Raw genomic sequence first — 19,892 nt, forward strand, 5'->3', positions numbered from 1 at the left:
TGGTTTTGTCATAGAAATCAGTATGACAACAAAAAATCGTAAAACTTATAACGTTTAACCTAAAACATAAAACACAAAAAAATGACTTTTCAAGAACAAATAAAACAAGGTATTCCTTCTGTTTTGCCTCAAAAAAAAGACAGAGATCCTAACGTAAGTCACGCACCAAAACGTAAAGAAATATTATCGGAAGACGAAAAAAAGTTAGCATTGAAAAATGCATTGCGTTATTTCGAGCCAAAAGATCATGCTGAATTAATTCCAGAATTTAAACAAGAATTGGAAAATTTTGGACGTATTTACATGTATCGTTTGATGCCTGATTATAAAATTTTCGCTCGACCAATTACAGATTACCCAGGAAATTCAGAACAAGCAAAAGCAATTCAGTTAATGATTCAAAATAACTTGGATCACGCAGTTGCACAACATCCTGAAGAGTTGATTACTTACGGAGGAAATGGCGCAGTTTTCCAGAACTGGGCGCAATATTTATTAACAATGAAATATTTGTCTGAAATGACAGACGAACAAACATTGGTGATGTATTCTGGTCATCCGATGGGTTTATTTCCTTCTCACAAAAACGCTCCACGTGTTGTTGTAACGAATGGAATGGTAATTCCGAATTATTCGAAACCAGATGATTGGGAAAAAATGAATGCTTTAGGCGTTTCTCAATACGGACAAATGACAGCTGGAAGTTATATGTACATTGGTCCGCAAGGAATTGTACATGGAACTACTATCACAGTTTTAAACGGATCTCGTAAAATAGATGATAACGGAACAGCAGGAAAATTATTTGTTACGGCTGGTTTAGGCGGAATGTCAGGTGCGCAACCAAAAGCGGGAAATATAGCAGGTGTTGTTTCTGTTACTGCCGAAGTGAATCCTGCTGCGACATACAAACGTCATGAACAAGGTTGGGTGGACGAAGTAATTACAGATTTAGATAAATTGGTTGCTCGTGTTCGCGAAGCCAAAGAAAATAAAGAAGTTGTTTCCATTGCTTATGATGGAAATGTAGTGGATGTTTGGGAAAAATTTGATCAAGAAAATGTTTACGTTGACTTAGGATCAGATCAAACCTCTTTGCATAATCCATGGGCTGGCGGTTATTATCCTGTTGGATTATCATTTGATGAAGCCAACGATATGATGGCAAACAATCCTGAATTATTCAAAGAAAAAGTTCAAGAATCGCTGCGTCGTCATGCAGATTCTGTAAATAAACACACAGCAAAAGGAACGTATTTCTTCGATTATGGAAATGCCTTTTTATTAGAAGCTTCTCGAGCTGGTGCAGATGTAATGGCAGAAAACGAAATTGATTTCAAATATCCATCTTATGTACAAGATATTATGGGACCAATGTGTTTCGATTTTGGATTTGGACCTTTCCGTTGGGTTTGTACTTCAGGAAAACCAGAAGATTTACAAACAACAGATGAAATTGCTTGTCAAGTTTTAGAAGAAATCATGCAACATTCTCCAAAGGAAATTCAGCAACAAATGCAAGATAATATCACATGGATAAAAGGTGCACAAGAAAACAAATTAGTTGTAGGTTCGCAAGCTCGTATTTTATATGCAGATGCAGAAGGACGAATTAAAATTGCGAAAGCGTTTAACGATGCAATTGCGAAAGGTGAAATCGGACCAGTTGTTTTAGGTCGTGATCATCATGATGTTTCTGGAACAGATTCTCCATTCCGCGAAACTTCTAATATTTACGATGGTTCAAAATTCACAGCAGATATGGCGATTCACAATGTTATTGGAGATAGTTTCCGTGGCGCAACTTGGGTTTCTATTCACAACGGTGGCGGCGTTGGTTGGGGAGAAGTTATTAACGGTGGATTCGGAATGTTATTAGATGGATCTTCCGATGCTGAAAATCGTTTAAAATCAATGTTACATTGGGATGTGAACAACGGAATTGCTCGTAGATCTTGGGCAAGAAACGAAGAAGCTATTTTTGCTATAAAACGTGCAATGGAAGATGAACCTTTGTTAAAGGTTACATTACCAAATATAGTGGATGAAGAATTATTGTAAATAATATATCAAATTAAAAAAGCATCTCAATTGAGATGCTTTTTTAATTATTATTTCTCTACTTCATTATTTTGACTCATCTGATTAATTTTATCAATTTTCTCTTGAAGTTCTTTTGGAGTAAGTACTTTTTTAGGAATTAATTTAATAAAATCTGTAGACTTTTTCTCTTGACTAATCTCTTTCAAAAAATATCTTTTTTCCATCTTTCCACCACCCTCTTCAACTTTTTTAAACTTCTTAAATAATTCTACTACAACAAAGTTTTTGAACTGAAAATAATAAGGGCTTACCGTAATTCCATTCATTTTTGCTAACCAGATTTCGTAGTAAAACTCATCATTTTCGAAGATAAATTTCTTAGCTTGTAAACCTAAAATTTCTTTCATTTCCTTTGTAGGTTTCAAACCTTCTATCTTAATAGAATCCACCACATACGTATCACCATATTCAGCAAACTCATATGATTTATTATGTTCAAAATCGTTTAGTAACCAATTTGGTTCTGGATAAATTCGAACCGCATCATTCTGAGAGTTCTTTACTTTCTCTATTAATTTGACAAAAGAATAATTTTTAGAAGCTAACACTTCAAACTCATAAGATTCATTAAACGCGTTTACTATTTCTGGCAAAAAGTCTTTTGGTGTATTTTTCTTCATTTCATCATTGAAAATTGTTTCTTGGTGGATATCATACAAAAAACGATACGTATTTTCTTGTCCAAATAAATAAAAACTAATTCCAAAAAGAATGATGAATAAATGTTTTCTCATATTACTATTAATTTCCAAACAATTATATAAATAATAAGTATTTAACTCTTATAACAAAATCACAACTATGTATTAAAGTTTTAAATATAAATTTAACATTCAATCAATAATAAAAATTTACAAAACATTATTAATCTATGTTAATTAATACGTTACCAACTTCTTAACCTACATCAATATAATCAACTATTTAGCTTCGTAAATTTGTATAACAAAAATAAAAACATATAAAAAAATCATTATGAATACAAAAAAAATAGAAGCAGTAATTGCGCCAAGAGAGCCACATTTTGTAGGAGACGGTTTTAGAGTTCATAACTTCATTCCAAGTGGATATCATTTAGATATGAGAAGAATGGATCCATTTATTATGTTAGATTACAATTCAAAATTTCATTTTCCAGCAACAGACAAACCAAAAGGTGTTGGTGTGCATCCACACCGTGGTTTCGAAACGGTTACTATTGCTTATCAAGGAAGCGTTTCTCATCATGATAGTTCTGGTGGAGGAGGAACAATTCATCAAGGAGATGTACAATGGATGACAGCAGCTTCTGGTGTTTTACACAAAGAATATCATGCAGAAGAATTTTATAAACAAGGTGGAATTTTTCAAATGGTTCAATTATGGGTAAACCTTCCTGCAAAGGATAAAATGAGCACTCCAAAATATCAGGCGATCGAACATAAAGATATTCCTACTGTAGAAGTTGAAAATGGTTTTATCGAAGTTATTGCTGGGGAATACAACCAAACAAAAGGTGCTGCATCTACCTTTTCTCCTGTTAATATGCTGAATGCAAAATTGAATGAAGGCGGAAAAGCGAATTTTAGTTTTCCTGCAAATTACAATACCGTTTTATTGGTTATTGAAGGTGAGGTGAAAGTAAATGAACAAGAAATTGTTCCAACAGATCATTTATTATTATTTACTAACGAAGGAGAAGATTTTACAATCGAAGCAACTGAAAATAGCATTGTACTAATTTTGAGTGGAGAACCTCTAAATGAACCAATCGCTTCTTATGGTCCTTTTGTGATGAATACACAAGAGCAAATTCGCGAAGCTTTTGAGGATTTTAATAACGGAAAATTTGGTACTTTAGAAGATTAATAAACAACTTCAAAAATAAAACTGATGGAAATTAAACAAATTGATGATAAAAAAAATGGAGCTTTTGTCGTTTTAGATGGCGATAAAAAAGCTGGAGAAATGACATATGTTTGGGCTGGTGATGATAAAATTATTATCGATCATACAGAAGTTGACGAAGCTTATGGCGGACAAGGTTTAGGAAAAAAAGCTTTATTAGCCTTGGTTGAATGGACAAGAAATAATAATATAAAAGTAATTCCTTTATGTCCTTTCGCAAAAGCGCAGTTTGATAAAAATCCAGAAATTAAAGACGTTTTATCATAAAGTTTTCTCTTAAAAATACAAAAGGAACTCGAATCGAGTTCCTTTTGTATTTCTTAATATCCCACTGCTTTGTCATCTCCTCTTGGATCTGCACCAGCTTGATATGTTCCGTTAGTGTTGACCAAAATTCCTTCCACACGCCCGTAAGGTTTACGTTCTTTCAATGTATAACCTTTTTGTTTTAACGATTCACGAACGTTTTCTGAAATTGCATTTGGCTCATAATCGATTTGGTCTGGCAACCATTGATGATGAAATCTTGGTGCTGCAACAGCTTCTTGCATCGTCATTCCGAAATCAACAACATTCAAGATGGCTTGAAAAACTGACGTTATAATTGTAGAGCCACCTGGCGTTCCCACAACCATAAACAATTTACCATCTTTCTCTAAAATAGAAGGCGTCATCGAACTTAACATTCTTTTCGAAGGTTCAATCGCATTAGCTTTTCCTCCAACTAAACCATATAAATTTGGTGTACCTGGTTTTACAGAAAAATCATCCATTTCATCATTCAACAAAAATCCTGCACCTTCTACTACAACCAAAGATCCATAGGAATTATTCAAAGTAGTCGTTACAGAAGCCGCATTTCCATCTTTGTCAACAATTACATAATGCGTTGTTTCCATTGACTCTTTACCAATTATTTCTCCCGCTTTAATTGCTGAACTTGGTGTTGCTTTATCAAACGAAAAATCTTTCATTCGATTTACATTATAACTTTTATCCAACAATTGTTTTTGCGGAACTTTTATAAAATCTGGATCACCTAAATGCTCTGCGCGATCAGCATAAACGCGACGCTCTGCTTCTACCATCACTTGAATTGTAGAATCTGCTTGAAATCCCCATTTGTTGATTGGATAATCTTCGATTGATTGAAATAACGAAACCAATGCAATTCCTCCACTTGAAGGCGGCGGCATCGAAATTACTTTAAGACCTTTATAATTTCCCGAAACTGGCGTTCTCCAAACCGATTGATATTGTTTTAAATCTTCGTGCGAAATAATTCCGTTTCCGCGTTTCATTTCTTTCACTATTAAATCAGCCGTTTTTCCTTCATAAAAACCAGCACGACCTTTTTGTTGAATTAATTTTAATGTATTTGCTAATTCTTTTTGAACCAACAAATCTCCTTCTTTCCAAGATGATTTAGACGTTAAAGCATTCGTTTTTGAATTATATTTTACAAAATCATTATGCTTATTTGTCAGTTCGCTCGCTTGTTGTTTTGTTATTTTAAATCCTTTTTGAGCTAAACTAATAGCCGGCTGAACTAATTCTTTCCAATTTAATTTCCCATATTTTTCGTGCGCTTTCACCATTCCATCTACAGTTCCAGGTACTCCTGCAGCAAATTGTCCATACAAACTAAGATCAGTAATTGCATTGCCATTTTTGTCCCAATACATATCTTCACTTGCTTTTAAAGGTGCTTTTTCACGATAATCTAACGCATCTGTTTTTCCTTTTGCATCACGATAAACCAAAAATCCACCGCCACCAATATTTCCTGCATTTGGATAAACAACCGCCAACGCAAACTGAACTGCAATAGCAGCATCAATCGCATTTCCACCTTTTTTCAGAATTTCAACTCCAACTTTTGAAGCTTCGGGATGAGCTGTTACAACAGCTCCATTTTTGTAAGATTCTTGCGCATTCAACTGAATAATCGCGAAGAATGAAACTATAATAAATGATATTTTTTTCATAAAATCGATTTAAACAAAATACCAAACCTTCATCAATTACGACAAAGATTTGGTAAAACATATAAACTATTTAAATTATAAACTTAATGATAAACGAGCGAAAGCAAAACGTCCTCCAGTTCCGAATTGTTGTCCAGTACGTGAATACACGAAATATCCTGCTCCTCTATTTCCTCCAATTTTCGTTTCATCAGGATAGATATCAAACAAATTATTTGCACCAATTGTTAACGAAATATTTTTGTTGAAAGCATAACCAAAACTCAAATCTGTTACAACTTTTCCGCTAAATGTTTGCGAATCTGCCACCGTATTTGTCGCTGCATCAACTTCTCCAAAATACACGTTTCTTAAGTAAACATTCCATTTATCCAATGAATAATTCAAGGATAAATTAATTTTTGTACGAGGTATAGCCGATTCTAAATAAATACGACTTGAACGATCAAAATAAGTAGACTCTTTTCCTTTCAATAAATCGGAAGCATGTACATCGCCTACAACATTTGTCTTGCTAAAAGTCGCCGATAAATCTCCACGTAATTTTCCTGCTCCCAAACGATCTTGATACGTCAAAACAACATCTATTCCTTTCGTTTCGGTATCAATTGCATTTGCGAAGAAACGAGCCGAAGTTGCATTTGCTTGTTGCAATAATTCGTAAATCTCTTTGTCTTGAGCTGATGCATTTGCTGCATTACTTCCTGTGAAAGATCCTGTGTAAATGATTCGGTCATCAATTCTAATGAAATATCCGTCAACACTCAATTTGAATTTTCCCCAATTTGCCGTAGCTCCAGCCGAAACTGATTTCGATTTTTCTTCGTTCAATTGTGGAATTCCTAATAATTTTGCAGCACGACTATCATTTGTAAAAGTTCCTGAATTAGAAATTGCTCCATCTAAGAATAAACTTGATGTTGCACTAAAATATAATTGATGTAAAGATGGCGCTCTAAATCCTGTACTTGCTGCGGCTCTCAACACATAGTTTCCTAATTTGTATCGAGTCGAAATTTTTCCATTTAATGTTGAACCAAAATCTGAATAATCTTCATAACGTAACGCAGCAGCCACTAAGAAATCTTTCGTAAAATTAAATTCAGTATCTAAATACGCCGCAACAGAATGACGATTTGCATTGACTTCATTCGCTGGTAAAAATCCTGGAAAAGCTTGCGCTCCACCTGCTAAAGCAGTACCATTTACAGCGAATAATGTATTGATATTTCCATTAAAATCTTGTACATAAATTGGCTTTCCATTTCCGTCTACACCAATTTGACGAACTTTACCATAATTCGCATAAGATGACTCTTCACCTCCTACAATTTGATAATTTTCATAACGAAATTCTGCACCAAAAGCGACATTAATTCCAGCTAAAACATCATCAAAAAAACGCGTAAAATCTAGGTTGGTTGTATTCTGCGTAAAACGATATCCACCAGCTTCAAAAGATGTTGGTGAAGATTCTTTCATCGATGCGTTAACTGTATTTTTTACTCCAAAATCGATGGTATTATTTCCGTATGTGTTCGAAAAATCAACTTTCCAACCGTTAATTTCACTACGAATTCCCGCTGCTAAAGAGCGATCGTAATTATTGGTTTGAATCAATGGTAAAAATCCATTTGGATAAATTGACGCAACAGTTTGATGCAACTGAGCAGGCTGACGACGAAAGGCTGCTGATTCTCCTAAACGATAATTTAATCCTCCAAATGCATAAATTTCGGTTTTATCTGAAACTGGGAAAAGTGAATTAATAAAAATCGCACCTCCTTCATTTTTTGATTGTCCAATACGCGAAACATAATCAGCACGCGTTTCTCCACGGCGGGCTAATTCCTCCTCTGTAATATCTTTTCCAGTTGGATTTGGATATAAATCTGGTCGATTATAATCTGAAAAAATTGTTCCTGTAAATTCTTTTTGACGATTGAATGGTTGACGCTTGTCGTAAGAACCTGCAACATTTACAAATCCTCCTTTTTCTCCAACTTTTACACCATAATTCACATTCGCTTGAAAAGTTTCGCCATCAAAATTATCTTCTGCATTTTTCGAAAGATTTCCTCCATACGAAATTGACGCGCGTAGTTTATCTGTCGAATCTTCCAAGACAATATTAATCACACCTGCAATCGCATCAGAACCATATTGAGCCGCGGCTCCATCTCGAAGAATTTCAATTCGTTTAATTGCAGAAGTTGGTATTGCATTCAAATCTGTACCGACAGAACCTTTACCAAACGAACCATTAATATTAACCAATGATGTTGTATGACGACGTTTTCCATTAATCAAAACTAATACTTGATCTGGTCCTAAACCGCGCAAAGAAGCAGGATCTATATGATCTGTTCCGTCAGAAATAACTTGCGTATTCGAGCTAAAAGATGGTGCTACATAATTTAAGATTTGATTTAACGAAACTTGTCCTACATCTTTTGTAACCTCTTTAATATCTATCACATCAACTGGTGTTGAAGAATCTAATTGTGTACGTCCGACTGCGCGCGAACCAATTAAAACAACTTCGCTAAGATCAGTCTCCGAATTGATTGATTGTAAAAAGAAATCTAAAGAAACTTCATTTTCATCAAGCACATTAATCGTTTGCGTCGTTGTTGGCTCACCTATTTTTGAAACAATAATTTCATACTTCCCTGGTTCTAACGTTAGTTGATATAAACCATCTACATCTGTTGTTGTCGTGATATTCGTTCCTTTTACATTAACCGTTGCTTGATCGATTGGTCCATTTACATCTTCAACCATACCTGTGACTTTGGTTTGGGCAAATAAAAATGTTCCACCAAAAAGAGCAGTGAGAAAAAATATTTTTTTGAGTGAGTATAATTTCTTGTTCATATTTACAATTTTAAAGTCTAGCAAATTTATAGACTTTATAGAATATAAAACAAGTCGTTTTTAAATAAAATAAAAGAAAACTTTAAATTAATGTTAAACAAAAAATCTATTCTAAAAATACAATTAATAACAGAATATAATTCTATATAATAAGTAGAGTATTGATTTTTATTAAATAAAATTTCATAAAAAAAGGAGCTCAAATTGAGCTCCTTTTAAAATATTTGTTGAGAATTGATTATTTCAATTTCTTTTTAACCTCTACAGTTTCGTAAGCTTCGATAATGTCACCTACTTGAATATCGTTGAAGTTTTTGATGTTAAGACCACATTCGTAACCTTTACTAACTTCTTTCACATCATCTTTGAAACGTTTCAATGAAGCTAATTCACCATCGTGGATCACAACTCCGTCACGAATGATACGAATACTAGAGTTTCTGTAAACTTTACCGTCTAAGACCATACATCCAGCAATAGTACCAACTTTCGTTACTTTAAATGTTTCACGAACCTCAATATTACCTGTTACTTGCTCTTTCAACTCTGGAGATAACATTCCTTCCATCGCTTCTTTGATCTCTTCGATCGCAGCATAGATAATTGAGTAAGTTCTAATTTCAACTTCTTCTTTTTCTGCAATATCACGAGCAGATCCACCAGGACGAACATTAAATCCGATAATAATCGCATCTGAAGCAGAAGCTAATAATACGTCAGATTCTGTAATTTGTCCAACTCCTTTGTGTAAGATGTTAACAATAATTTCTTCTGTCGAAAGTTTTTGTAAAGAGTCTGTCAATGCTTCTACAGAACCATCCACGTCCCCTTTCAAGATAATATTCAACTCTTTGAAGTCTCCTAAAGCAATACGACGTCCAATCTCATCAAGTGTAATATGTTTTTGTGTACGAATAGTTTGCTCACGTTGTAATTGATCTCTACGAGTTGCAATTTGTTTCGCTTCGCGTTCATCTTCGTAAACTTTGAACTTATCACCTGCTGTTGGCGCACCCGCTAATCCTAATATTGTAACTGGTGTTGATGGTCCAGCTACTTTGATATTGTTACCACGCTCATCTAACATTGCACGAACTTTACCATGGTGAGATCCTGCTAATACATAATCTCCGATGTGTAATGTACCTGTTTGTACGATAATTGTCGAAACATATCCACGTCCTTTGTCTAATGCAGCTTCTACAACTGTACCAGATGCTTTACGTTTTGGATTCGCTTTAAGGTCTAATACCTCAGCTTCTAATAATACTTTTTCTAATAAATCTTCTACTCCTAAACCAGATTTAGCCGAGATTTCTTGAGATTGGTAAGTACCACTCCAGTCTTCAACTAATAAGTTCATTTGAGCTAATTGCTCTTTTACTTTTTCTGGGTTAGCTGCTGGTTTATCAACTTTATTGATAGCGAATACCATTGGTACTCCAGCTGCTTGAGCATGAGAAATTGCTTCACGTGTTTGTGGCATGATTTGATCATCGGCCGCAATTACAATAATTGCAATATCCGTTACCTGAGCACCACGAGCACGCATCGCTGTAAAGGCCTCGTGACCTGGTGTATCTAAGAACGCTACACGCTTACCACTTGGCAATGTTACGTTATACGCACCAATGTGTTGTGTAATACCTCCAGACTCACCAGCAATTACGTTTGCTTTACGAATATAATCTAATAAAGATGTTTTACCATGGTCAACGTGTCCCATTACAGTTACGATTGGCGCACGAGTTACTAAATCTTCTTCGTTATCGATTTCTTCTTCTTCAGTTGAGATTTCTTCTTCAGCATTAGCAAATACTGCTTCGAATCCGAAATCATCTGCAACTAATTGAATTGTATCCGCTTCAAGACGTTGGTTCATGGTAACCATGATTCCCAATGACATACATGCAGAGATAACTTCTGTAACAGAAACATCCATTAACGAAGCTAATTCGTTAACCGTTACAAATTCTGTTACATGTAAAGTTTTGTCCATGTCTATTGCTTCTTGCTCTTGCTCAGCAAACTCACGACGCTCTTTACGTTTGTCTCTTCTGTGTTTAGCCCCTTTAGATCCTTTTCCTTTATTAGTAAGTTTATCTAAAGTGTCTTTAATTTGTTTTTTAACATCTTCGTCAGAAAGTTCTACTTGAGGAACTCTTGGTCCACGATTGTTTCCACCTCTAAAGTTTCCACCACCTTGACGATTGCCGCCTTGACCTCCTGGGCGATTTCCTCCTTGTCCTTGACCTCCTTGACGGTTGTTATTATTTCCTCCTCCATGGTTGTTATTACCACCTTGGCGGTTATTATTATTTCCTCCGTGGTTATTGTTACCACCTTGACGATTATTATTGTTTCCTCCGTTTTCTCCAGCTTTTGCTACATCTTCTGGTTTAACGTTTTTCTGGATACGTTTGCGCTTTTTCTTGTCAGCAGCGTTATTAGCACCTTTTTGATTCCCTTTTTTATCGTCAGTTTTTTTCTTATCAAATTTAGATAAGTCAATCTTTGCACCTGTAAAATTAGGTCCATCTAATTTTGTGTAGACAGTTTCAATTTTTTGAGGTTCAACTGCTGCTACTTCTTCAATTTCTTCTTTCTTCACTTCAGGCTTCGCTTCCGTTTTTATTTCAGGCTTTCTAACCTCTTCCACCTTTTTAGGTTCTTCTTTCTTCACCTCTTTTTTAACTTCCGCCTTCGGTGCTTCCGCCTTTTTAGGTTCTGCTTGCTCTTTTTTAGGAGCTGGAGAATCTTGCTTTTTAGGTTTACCTGTATTATTTATTTTATCAAGATCAATAACTTTTATCACTTTCGGTCCTTTCGGTTCCTCTTTTGATTCAGTTTTAGGTTCAGCTTTTGGTGCCTCCTCTTTCTTGATTTCTTCTTTCTTCACCTCTTCTTTTGCCGCAGATTTTTCTACTTTGGCTTTAGGTTTCAAAGCATCTAAGTCTATTTTTCCAACAGTCTTTGGTCCTTCCAATTCAACTTTCGTCGTTTCAATGATTTCAGGTTTCTTTTCTACTGGTTTTTCAGTTGCAGCTTTTGCCTCTGCTTCTTTTTTCTCAGCGGCTTTGATATCTGAAATTTTGTTAATGACTACTTCACCGGAAGCTTGCTTTTGTTTAGCATCAGATCGGAACTCATTAACTAAAATATCGTAAGTTGGCACGTCGATTTTAGAGTTCGGATTTTTTTCTACTGTTGTACCCTTCCCTTCTAAAAAATCAACAGCTCTATCTATTGATATATTTAATTCTTTTAATACTTTACTTAATCTTATTGTTTCCGACATATGAAGCTAATCTCTTATTTTAATGTTTGCAAATGTATGAATTGTTTATGACTTGAGTATGAATTAATCTTCAAACTCTTCTTTTAACACACGGATTACGTCTAAGATCGTCTCTTCTTCTAAATCCGTACGTTTAATTAAATCATCAACATCTTGTTCTAAAATACTTTTGGCAGTATCTAACCCGATAGCACTAAATGCATCGATTACCCATGCATCGATTTCGTCTGAGAATTCTGATAATTCTACGTCTTCGTCTTGGGCTCCTTCTCTGAAAATATCAATTTCCATTCCAACTAATTTAGAAGCTAAACGAACATTGTAACCTCCTTTACCAATTGCTTTCGAAACTTCGTCTGCATTTACGTAAACTAAGGCTTTGTTTTCTTCTTCATTAATTTCGATATTCGAAATTTTAGCTGGGCTTAAAGCACGTTGAATAAACAAACTCATGTTATTTGTGTAGTTAATTACGTCGATATTCTCGTTACGTAATTCGCGTACAATTGAATGGATACGAGATCCTTTCATTCCGACACAAGCTCCTACTGGATCGATACGATCATCGTAAGATTCTACTGCAACTTTTGCTTTGTCTCCAGGGATACGAACTACATTTTTGATTGTAATTAATCCGTCTAAAATTTCTGGAATTTCTTGTTCAAATAATTTCTCTAAGAATTTTGGTGATGTTCTAGATAAAATAATTTGAGGTTTTGCTCCTCTTAATTTTACGTCATCTACAACTGCACGTAATGTATCTCCTTTTCTGAAAAAATCTGATGGTATTTGATTTTCTTTTGGTAAAATCATTTCGTTTTGTTCATCATCCATAATAATCACTTGTTTGTGACGTACATAGTGGATTTCTCCCGAAACTACTTCTCCAATTAAACCTTTAAATTTCTCGTATAAATTAGAGTTATCATGCTCCATTACTTTAGAAACCAATGTTTGGCGTAATGTTAAAATCGCACGACGACCTAATGCTTCGATCGGAATTTTTTCCGATACTTCTTCACCTACTTCAAAATCTGGCTCAATTTTACGTGCTTCAGATAATTCGATATCTGTTGCGTCGTCTTCTGAGAAACCGTCTTCTACAACGATACGGTTGTGCCAAATCTCTAAGTCTCCTTTATCAGGATTTACAATAATATCAAAGTTATCATCTGTACCATATTTCTTTTTCAAAACACTTTTCAGGGTTTCTTCTAAGATTGCCATCAGCGTAATACGGTCGATGTTCTTATCGTCTTTAAAATCTCCAAAAGATTCAATTAATGCAAGATTGTCCATTAAACTTTAATTTTTTTAAAAGGTGACTTTTATAATCGCTTTCTTAATGTCAGCGTAATTTATTTTTTCTTCGTGTTCTACTGTAATTTTTCCTTTTCCTACAGGTTTTGGTTCGCGTGCTTCCCAAAAAATTGTAACACCTTCTTCATCGGCTTCTACAATTTCGCCTTCCATCACTTTGTCATTTAATGTAGCTTCTAAAGTTCTTCCTACATTTTTAGCAAATTGACGTGGCATGGTTAGGTTACTTCCTACACCAGGAGAGTAAACCTCTAATGCAAAATCACATTCTTCTCTATCAAGATTATGCTCTACATGTCGGCTTATTCTTACAATTTCTTCGACTGAAAGACCTTCGTCTCCATCTGCTAAAATTACAATTTTATCATCTGGAGTGATTTTCCAATCGATAAGAAACAATGACGGATTTTCCGCAATTGCTTCGTCTATCAGCTGTTTTACTTTACTTGAATCCATATACAACGAAAAAGAGAGCTATAACCAGCCCTCCTCCATTTATTCCTTTAAATTCTTTGCAAATATAGGTCATTTTTTTTTATTGACCTAATTTCAACCATTTAATCTGATTAATTCATCAATTGATATACAAATATTCCGATAAATATTAACGTTAATATAATGTCGTAACCTGTTGTTAAAATAAATCCTACAAAAGATCCGAAAGCAGATTTTAATGCAACTTTAGGCGAAGCCGCAGTAAAAATTAATTCGCCTAATAATGCTCCCAAAAAAGGACCTACGATAAAACCAATTGGTGGAAAAAATAATCCGATAATTAATCCGATAATAGATCCCCAAATTCCATATTTTGTTCCACCTAATTTTTTGGTCATGTAAGCTGGTAATAAATAATCTAAAAGCGCACCTAATAACACAAAAAGTCCTGCAATAATTATCGTTCCCCAATTGTAACTACAATCCCCACTGAATTTGAAAACCAATAATCCGACCAATGCCAAAGGTGCTCCTGGTAAAACTGGCAAAACAGTTCCGACCAAACCAACAACCAATAAAATTCCACTAATAAGATTTAGTATACTATCGTTATCCATTATTTTAGTATTTTTAAAACTGTAACTTTGCACAAACAAATCTATTTAAACTCAATTAACAGCTTATGCAAGATAAATCTTTTTATGAAGAATTTTCTGATGGTGTAAAATTTTTTTTCAATCAATATTTCAAAATTGATTTGTCTGAAAATCTTTTTAATTTCTTAGAAATTGTCTCTTGGATAGCTATTCTTTTTGTGTTAGATTTTGTGCTAAGAGCTATTATTCTTCCGCTTCTAAAAAAACTGAAAAATTTCACCGAAAACGATTGGTTGAAGTTTTTGTACAAAAACAAAGTCTTTGTTTCAGCTATTCATCTCATTCCAATCAGTTTTGCATTAAGCATGAATGTTATTTTGTTCAAGAATGAAGGAAATATTTTTCATGTTGTTCAACGCATTACACAACTTATTTCATTAATCGTTTTTACGCAACTTATTTTCCGAGTTATCAATACAATTATTGATGTGTACAACGAAGAAAATAGTTATACAACAATTGGAGTGCGAACTTTTGGACAAATGTTGAAGTTTATTATCACATTTTTTGCGATTATTTCTGGAATAATGATTTTGTTTACGGTTGATAAAAACACAATTATTACCGTTCTCGGAGCTTTAACCGCAGCTGTTTTATTGATTTTTCGTGATGCAATTTTCGGATTTGTTTCTGGTTTGCAAATCTCCTATTCTAAAATTGTAAAAGTTGGCGATTGGATTACCGTTTCCAAAGGCGATATTGAAGGAACAGTAAAAGAAATTAACATCAATTTGGTGAAAATTGAGAAGTTTGATAAATCTATTGCAACGGTTCCAACTGTAGATTTGGTATCGTCTCAGGTAACCAATCATATGGCGATGTTGGCAACTGAAACACGTCAAATAAAACGTTCTGTTTCGTTTAATGTAAATTCGTTTCAGTTTTGTAACGAAGAAATGTTAAATCGTTTCAAAAATATTACTTTAATTCATCATTATATTCAACAAAAACGTCACGAAATCTCTATCTATAATCAAAACATTGAAAATTCTGATTTAGATATTAATGGTAAAAACTTAACCAATATTGGTGTTTTTAGAATTTATGTTGAACATTATTTAAAAAGTTTGAAAACAGTTTCGCAAAATGATCCAATTATCGTAAAACAATTACCTGTTTCTCCGCTTGGAATGCCCTTAGAAATTGGATGTTTTACAACTTCGGCAAGCAATTTGGAGTTTGAAAGAATTCAGTCTGATATTTTCGATCATTTGTTAACAGCTTGTCGTAAATTTGACTTAGAAATTATGCAAAGCATTTCGCTTTCTGATATAAAAAAATTATAATATAAAATCATGACTAAATTAAGTGTTAATATAAATAAAATTGCTACAATTCGTAATGCGCGTGGTGGAAATACGCCAAATCTTGTAGAAGCGGCAATCAAAATTCAGGAATTCGGAGGACAAGGAATTACGATTCATCCGCGTCCAGACGAACGTCATATTCGTTACCAAGATGTCTACGATTTGAAACCTGTTGTAACAACTGAATTTAATATTGAAGGAAAACCGATTGATAGTTTTATGGAATTGGTTTTAAACTCAAAACCAGAACAAGTTACCTTGGTTCCTGATGCAGAAGATGCGATTACATCAAACGCTGGTTGGGATACAATCAAACATTTTGATTATTTAACAGATGTGATTAAAACGTTTAAAGATGCTGGAATCAGAACTTCTATTTTCTTAGATCCAAATCCTGCTTTAATTGAAAGTGCTGCGAAAACTGGTGCTAATCGAATCGAGTTGTACACAGAAGAATTTGCGACGCAATACGGTTTAGGAAATCTTGACGCAATTCTTCCTTATAAAGAAACGGCAAAATTAGCAATCGAAAATGGATTGGCTGTAAATGCTGGACACGATTTGAGTTTAGATAATATTGAATATTTTATTCGCGAAATTCCAACAATTGCAGAAGTTTCTATTGGTCACGCGTTAATTTCTGAAGCTCTATATTTAGGTTTAGAAAATACGATACAAGCGTATTTACGTAAAATTGAATTAGCAAATTTGTAGAAAATGGCAGAAATCTTACATAGCAAAATTGTCGGCTCTGGTGAAAAACATTTATTGGTTTTTCATGGATTGTTTGGACAATTGGATAATTGGAGCACATTAGGAAAACATTTTGGCGAATATTTTACAACACATTTGATTGATTTACGCAATCATGGACGTAGTTTTCATAGCGAAGATTCTTCTTTAGCAGCGATGGCACAAGATATCGTGAATTATATGGATGCAAATTCTATTGAAAAAGCACATTTGTTGGGACATTCGCTTGGCGGAAGAATTGTGATTGATTTTACGATGATTCATCAAAATAGATTAGATCATTTGATTGTTGTGGATATGGCACCAAAAGCGTATCAACCTCATCATAATGCGATTTTCAAAGCGTTGAAATCTGTTAATTTTGATCAAGTTGAAACTCGAAAAGATGTAGAAACGACTTTGGAACAATATATTCCTGAAATTGGTGTGCGACAATTTTTGTTGAAAAACGTTTACCACGCCGATAATGGAAAATATGCTTTTCGATTCAATTTAGATGTTTTAGATAAATTTTACCAAGAAATGGTTGGTTCTGAATTGTTAAAAGGCAAATTTGATGGTCCAACTTTATTTTTGGGTGGTGCAAATTCAAATTACATTATGCCAGAAGATGAAATGATTATCAAGGAACGTTTTCCAAATGCGGAAATCAAGAAAATTGCAAATGCAGGACATTGGTTACATGCTGAAAATCCGAAAGATTTTACAGCAGAGGTTTTGAACTTTTTGTTGAATAAATAATTAAAAAAAGCGAGGCTCAAAATTTGAACCTCGCTTTTTTTTATATCTGATTGTCATTCCGGTCTTGTCGAAGAATCTATTTTTAACTCAATTTATTTTCTCTCAACAACGACCAATAAATCATAGTTGAATCTCGACTCAATTCAGAGAAATTTAGTTTTGTCAAAAGTTTCGTTGAACCAATATTTTCTATCAAACAACAAGCGGTTACTTCTTCTAAAGTTTCTTTTGTAAATGCCCAATTTATCAATTCCGCAGCTGCTTCAGCGGCAAAACCTTGTTTTCTTTCTGCTTCGATAATTCCATAACCAATATCACAACTTCTTCCAACAAAATTATAACCTTTAAAACCAATGTCACCAATTATTTCTCGTGTTGATTTCTTGATAATCATCCACGATTCGAAACCTGTTGGTGCGTCAACTTTAGACAAGTTTACAATAATTCGAGGCAATGTTTCTATTACATCTGCATCTGGCCAACCTTTTCCTCTAACTAAATTTAATTGCTCTAATTCGGTATAATTATTCTGTAATATATTTTCGCAAATGGAAATCGTGAACGGCATCAAAATTAATCGTTCGCTACACAATTCCGTTACTTGTAAACTTTCTAAATGCATAATTGATGAAATTTTATAACTTCAAAATGTATCAACTCATCTTTCATTAATTTTTGAGAAGAATAAATCAACAATTCAATGTTTTTGAATGTAAATCTTACCAAATAATCTCTTCCCTGAAATTTTGATGAAATTACTTTTCCTTCGAATTTTCCATTTTCTGAAATTGTAATTTCTTCTGGATAAATCACAATTTTAGACGAATCAATTCCTAAATCTTGCGAATCATCCAACACATTTACATAACCAAAAAGTTTGGCCACATAAGCTGTTGCAGGAGAATTTCGCACATTCTCGACCTCATCATACTGAATCATTTTTCCGTTTTGCAAAACTAAAATTTTATCCGAAGTATAAAAAGCATCATTCAAATCATGCGTTGTAAAAATCACTGTAATTTGATGCGCTTTACACCAATCCATAATTTTTTCTCGAATGGTTAATTTTAATATTTGATCTAAATTAGAAAAAGGTTCATCCAACAACAAAATTTCGGGTTGTTGTGCCAAAGCTCGTGCAATAGACACACGCTGTCGCTGACCACCACTCAACTTATTCGGAAAAATATGTTTATACTCTAACATTTCAACAACCGTTAACGCTTCGTCAATTTGTTGTTGTTTAAGCTCTAAATCAAAATTACTTAAAAATTTCCCGACATTCTCACCAACCGTTACAAAATCTAACAAATCATAATCTTGCGCTACGTATTTCATCATCTTATGACCTGGAATCAAGTTATAAGCAGGTCCGCGTAATTTTTTGGTATGATAGTAAATTTCTCCTTCTTTAAAATCCAACAATCCATAAATCAATTTCAGTAAAGTTGATTTTCCACTTCCACTTTCTCCGATAATACTTACCACTTCGCCTTTGTTAACTGCAAAATTGATGTTATCGAGTACTTTTTCTTCGAAATCTGGATAATTATAACTGAGTTGTTTTACGTTTAGCACGATTGAATAATTTTTCTTATGTTTGGCTAAGGTATTAGATTTATTCAATATGAAATAATTGTTTAATTATTTCATTTATTGATATAAATCAATATCAACTATTAATTTATATTATAGTTTTGTAAAAGAAAAAATTAAAAAAAGCAATATGAAAAAATTATTCTTAGGATTGGCTGTTGTTTCTGCTGTTGCATTAACTTCTTGTGGAGGAAAAACTGAAACTAAAGCTGCAACTGAAGCTCAAGAAGGAGCAACATCAACTGAAGGAGCTGCAGAATATGCTGTTGATACAACTGCATCTGTTGTAAATTGGAAAGGTGGAAAAACTTTTGACGATATTAACAAACCAGAAGAAGGTCACTACGGAGTTGTAAAATTAAAAGAAGGTTCTGTAAAAGTACACGACGGAGTTTTAGAATCAGGAAAATTTGTTGCTGATTTTGCTTCTTTCGAATCTAAAGATTTAGATGCTGATGCAGAAAGCAAAGGAAAATTAGATGGACACTTAAAATCTGCTGATTTCTTAGACGTTGAAAAATTCCCAACTGCAACTTTCGAAATTACAGGAGTTAAAACTTTAGAAGGTGGAGATTACAATTCAGAAATTTCTGGAAACTTAGATTTCCGTGGAGTTCCTAAAAATGTAACTTTCAAAGCTAATGTAACTGTTGATGCGAATGGTGTAACAATCAAATCTGAAGAATTCGGAATTAACCGTAAAGATTTCGGAATTGCATTCGTAGGTGCTGGAGGTTCTATCATAAAAGACGAAGTTTTATTACAAGTAGATTTATCAGCTAAACCAGCTGCTGCAACTGAAGAAGCTGCAAAATAATCGAATTGAATATTCATAAAATAATAGAAGCCATTTATCTTAGATAGATGGCTTTTTTGTTTTAGAGGCGAAAAAATATAATTTCTCTCATTTTTTTTGTGATAATTAATTGAA

At 33.8% G+C, this 19,892-nt stretch carries 16 protein-coding genes; 7 read left to right on the plus strand and 9 right to left on the minus strand.

Annotated elements, in window-relative coordinates:
- Positions 1-81 precede the first annotated feature (81 nt).
- The gene (locus B3578_RS13870; protein ID WP_291049617.1) at positions 82-2,061 is read left to right on the plus strand and encodes a urocanate hydratase; all 1,980 of its coding nucleotides are present in this window, start codon (positions 82-84) and stop codon (positions 2,059-2,061) included.
- Between the two features lie 50 nt (positions 2,062-2,111).
- Here the strand turns inward: B3578_RS13870 and B3578_RS13875 are convergent, their stop codons facing one another.
- Positions 2,112-2,837 (minus strand): hypothetical protein, encoded by a 726-nt coding sequence (locus B3578_RS13875; RefSeq protein WP_219033831.1) that lies wholly within the window; start codon positions 2,835-2,837, stop codon positions 2,112-2,114.
- Between the two features lie 241 nt (positions 2,838-3,078).
- Between B3578_RS13875 and B3578_RS13880 the strand changes: the two genes are divergently transcribed.
- Both B3578_RS13880 and B3578_RS13885 read left to right on the plus strand, forming a co-directional pair.
- The gene (locus B3578_RS13880) at positions 3,079-3,951 is read left to right on the plus strand and encodes a pirin family protein (RefSeq protein WP_291049637.1); all 873 of its coding nucleotides are present in this window, start codon (positions 3,079-3,081) and stop codon (positions 3,949-3,951) included.
- Positions 3,952-3,975: 24 nt separating this feature from the next.
- Positions 3,976-4,257: a GNAT family N-acetyltransferase gene (locus tag B3578_RS13885; RefSeq protein ID WP_286495294.1), complete on the plus strand. Its 282-nt coding sequence runs from the start codon at positions 3,976-3,978 to the stop codon at positions 4,255-4,257.
- A 53-nt stretch (positions 4,258-4,310) separates the two neighbouring features.
- Here B3578_RS13885 and ggt read toward each other — a convergent pair whose 3' ends face one another.
- The 6 genes from ggt to B3578_RS13915 all read right to left on the minus strand — a co-directional run bounded on the left by ggt (position 4,311) and on the right by B3578_RS13915 (position 14,525).
- Positions 4,311-5,978 (minus strand): gamma-glutamyltransferase, encoded by a 1,668-nt coding sequence (gene ggt / locus B3578_RS13890; protein WP_286495295.1) that lies wholly within the window; start codon positions 5,976-5,978, stop codon positions 4,311-4,313.
- 75 nt (positions 5,979-6,053) lie between these two features.
- A complete protein-coding gene (locus tag B3578_RS13895; RefSeq protein WP_291049642.1) occupies positions 6,054-8,855 on the minus strand; it encodes a TonB-dependent receptor in 2,802 nt (933 codons plus the stop codon).
- 238 nt (positions 8,856-9,093) lie between these two features.
- Positions 9,094-12,153: a translation initiation factor IF-2 gene (gene infB / locus B3578_RS13900; RefSeq protein WP_291049645.1), complete on the minus strand. Its 3,060-nt coding sequence runs from the start codon at positions 12,151-12,153 to the stop codon at positions 9,094-9,096.
- Positions 12,154-12,216: 63 nt separating this feature from the next.
- Entirely contained in the window at positions 12,217-13,452 is a 1,236-nt protein-coding gene (gene nusA, locus B3578_RS13905; protein WP_280037281.1) for a transcription termination factor NusA, read from the minus strand.
- A gap of 15 nt (positions 13,453-13,467) precedes the next feature.
- Complete coding sequence (rimP, locus tag B3578_RS13910) at positions 13,468-13,929, minus strand: ribosome assembly cofactor RimP (protein WP_291049648.1); 462 nt, start codon at positions 13,927-13,929, stop codon at positions 13,468-13,470.
- A gap of 110 nt (positions 13,930-14,039) precedes the next feature.
- Positions 14,040-14,525 (minus strand): DUF456 domain-containing protein, encoded by a 486-nt coding sequence (locus B3578_RS13915; RefSeq protein WP_125350498.1) that lies wholly within the window; start codon positions 14,523-14,525, stop codon positions 14,040-14,042.
- A gap of 65 nt (positions 14,526-14,590) precedes the next feature.
- On the opposite strand from B3578_RS13915, the gene B3578_RS13920 reads away from it, so the two are divergent.
- The 3 genes from B3578_RS13920 to B3578_RS13930 are packed head-to-tail and all read left to right on the plus strand — an operon-like array spanning position 14,591 to position 17,365.
- The gene (locus tag B3578_RS13920) at positions 14,591-15,850 is read left to right on the plus strand and encodes a mechanosensitive ion channel family protein (protein WP_291049651.1); all 1,260 of its coding nucleotides are present in this window, start codon (positions 14,591-14,593) and stop codon (positions 15,848-15,850) included.
- Positions 15,851-15,859: 9 nt separating this feature from the next.
- On the plus strand, positions 15,860-16,585 hold the full coding sequence (locus B3578_RS13925; RefSeq protein ID WP_291049654.1) for a pyridoxine 5'-phosphate synthase: 726 nt from the start codon (positions 15,860-15,862) through the stop codon (positions 16,583-16,585).
- A gap of 3 nt (positions 16,586-16,588) precedes the next feature.
- A complete protein-coding gene (locus tag B3578_RS13930) occupies positions 16,589-17,365 on the plus strand; it encodes an alpha/beta fold hydrolase (RefSeq protein ID WP_291049658.1) in 777 nt (258 codons plus the stop codon).
- Positions 17,366-17,447: 82 nt separating this feature from the next.
- Here B3578_RS13930 and B3578_RS13935 read toward each other — a convergent pair whose 3' ends face one another.
- Together B3578_RS13935 and B3578_RS13940 are read right to left on the minus strand one after the other, a co-directional pair.
- Entirely contained in the window at positions 17,448-17,987 is a 540-nt protein-coding gene (locus B3578_RS13935; RefSeq protein ID WP_286495302.1) for a GNAT family N-acetyltransferase, read from the minus strand.
- Complete coding sequence (locus B3578_RS13940; RefSeq protein ID WP_291049661.1) at positions 17,978-18,991, minus strand: ABC transporter ATP-binding protein; 1,014 nt, start codon at positions 18,989-18,991, stop codon at positions 17,978-17,980. Before B3578_RS13940 ends, B3578_RS13935 begins: the two co-directional genes overlap by 10 nt.
- A 100-nt stretch (positions 18,992-19,091) precedes the next feature.
- Between B3578_RS13940 and B3578_RS13945 the strand changes: the two genes are divergently transcribed.
- On the plus strand, positions 19,092-19,778 hold the full coding sequence (locus B3578_RS13945; protein WP_291049664.1) for a YceI family protein: 687 nt from the start codon (positions 19,092-19,094) through the stop codon (positions 19,776-19,778).
- Positions 19,779-19,892: the final 114 nt, after the last annotated feature.

Source organism: Empedobacter sp. UBA1574 (assembly GCF_002322895.1).
GTDB classification, from domain to species: Bacteria; Bacteroidota; Bacteroidia; order Flavobacteriales; family Weeksellaceae; genus Empedobacter; species Empedobacter falsenii_B.

Coding starts and splice junctions, on each gene's coding strand:
- B3578_RS13870 (WP_291049617.1), top strand. CDS start 82: ATGACTTTTCAAGAACAAATAAAACAAGGTATTCCTTCTGTTTTGCCT.
- B3578_RS13875 (WP_219033831.1), bottom strand. CDS start 2,837: ATGAGAAAACATTTATTCATCATTCTTTTTGGAATTAGTTTTTATTTA.
- B3578_RS13880 (WP_291049637.1), top strand. CDS start 3,079: ATGAATACAAAAAAAATAGAAGCAGTAATTGCGCCAAGAGAGCCACAT.
- B3578_RS13885 (WP_286495294.1), top strand. CDS start 3,976: ATGGAAATTAAACAAATTGATGATAAAAAAAATGGAGCTTTTGTCGTT.
- ggt (WP_286495295.1), bottom strand. CDS start 5,978: ATGAAAAAAATATCATTTATTATAGTTTCATTCTTCGCGATTATTCAG.
- B3578_RS13895 (WP_291049642.1), bottom strand. CDS start 8,855: ATGAACAAGAAATTATACTCACTCAAAAAAATATTTTTTCTCACTGCT.
- infB (WP_291049645.1), bottom strand. CDS start 12,153: ATGTCGGAAACAATAAGATTAAGTAAAGTATTAAAAGAATTAAATATA.
- nusA (WP_280037281.1), bottom strand. CDS start 13,452: ATGGACAATCTTGCATTAATTGAATCTTTTGGAGATTTTAAAGACGAT.
- rimP (WP_291049648.1), bottom strand. CDS start 13,929: ATGGATTCAAGTAAAGTAAAACAGCTGATAGACGAAGCAATTGCGGAA.
- B3578_RS13915 (WP_125350498.1), bottom strand. CDS start 14,525: ATGGATAACGATAGTATACTAAATCTTATTAGTGGAATTTTATTGGTT.
- B3578_RS13920 (WP_291049651.1), top strand. CDS start 14,591: ATGCAAGATAAATCTTTTTATGAAGAATTTTCTGATGGTGTAAAATTT.
- B3578_RS13925 (WP_291049654.1), top strand. CDS start 15,860: ATGACTAAATTAAGTGTTAATATAAATAAAATTGCTACAATTCGTAAT.
- B3578_RS13930 (WP_291049658.1), top strand. CDS start 16,589: ATGGCAGAAATCTTACATAGCAAAATTGTCGGCTCTGGTGAAAAACAT.
- B3578_RS13935 (WP_286495302.1), bottom strand. CDS start 17,987: ATGCATTTAGAAAGTTTACAAGTAACGGAATTGTGTAGCGAACGATTA.
- B3578_RS13945 (WP_291049664.1), top strand. CDS start 19,092: ATGAAAAAATTATTCTTAGGATTGGCTGTTGTTTCTGCTGTTGCATTA.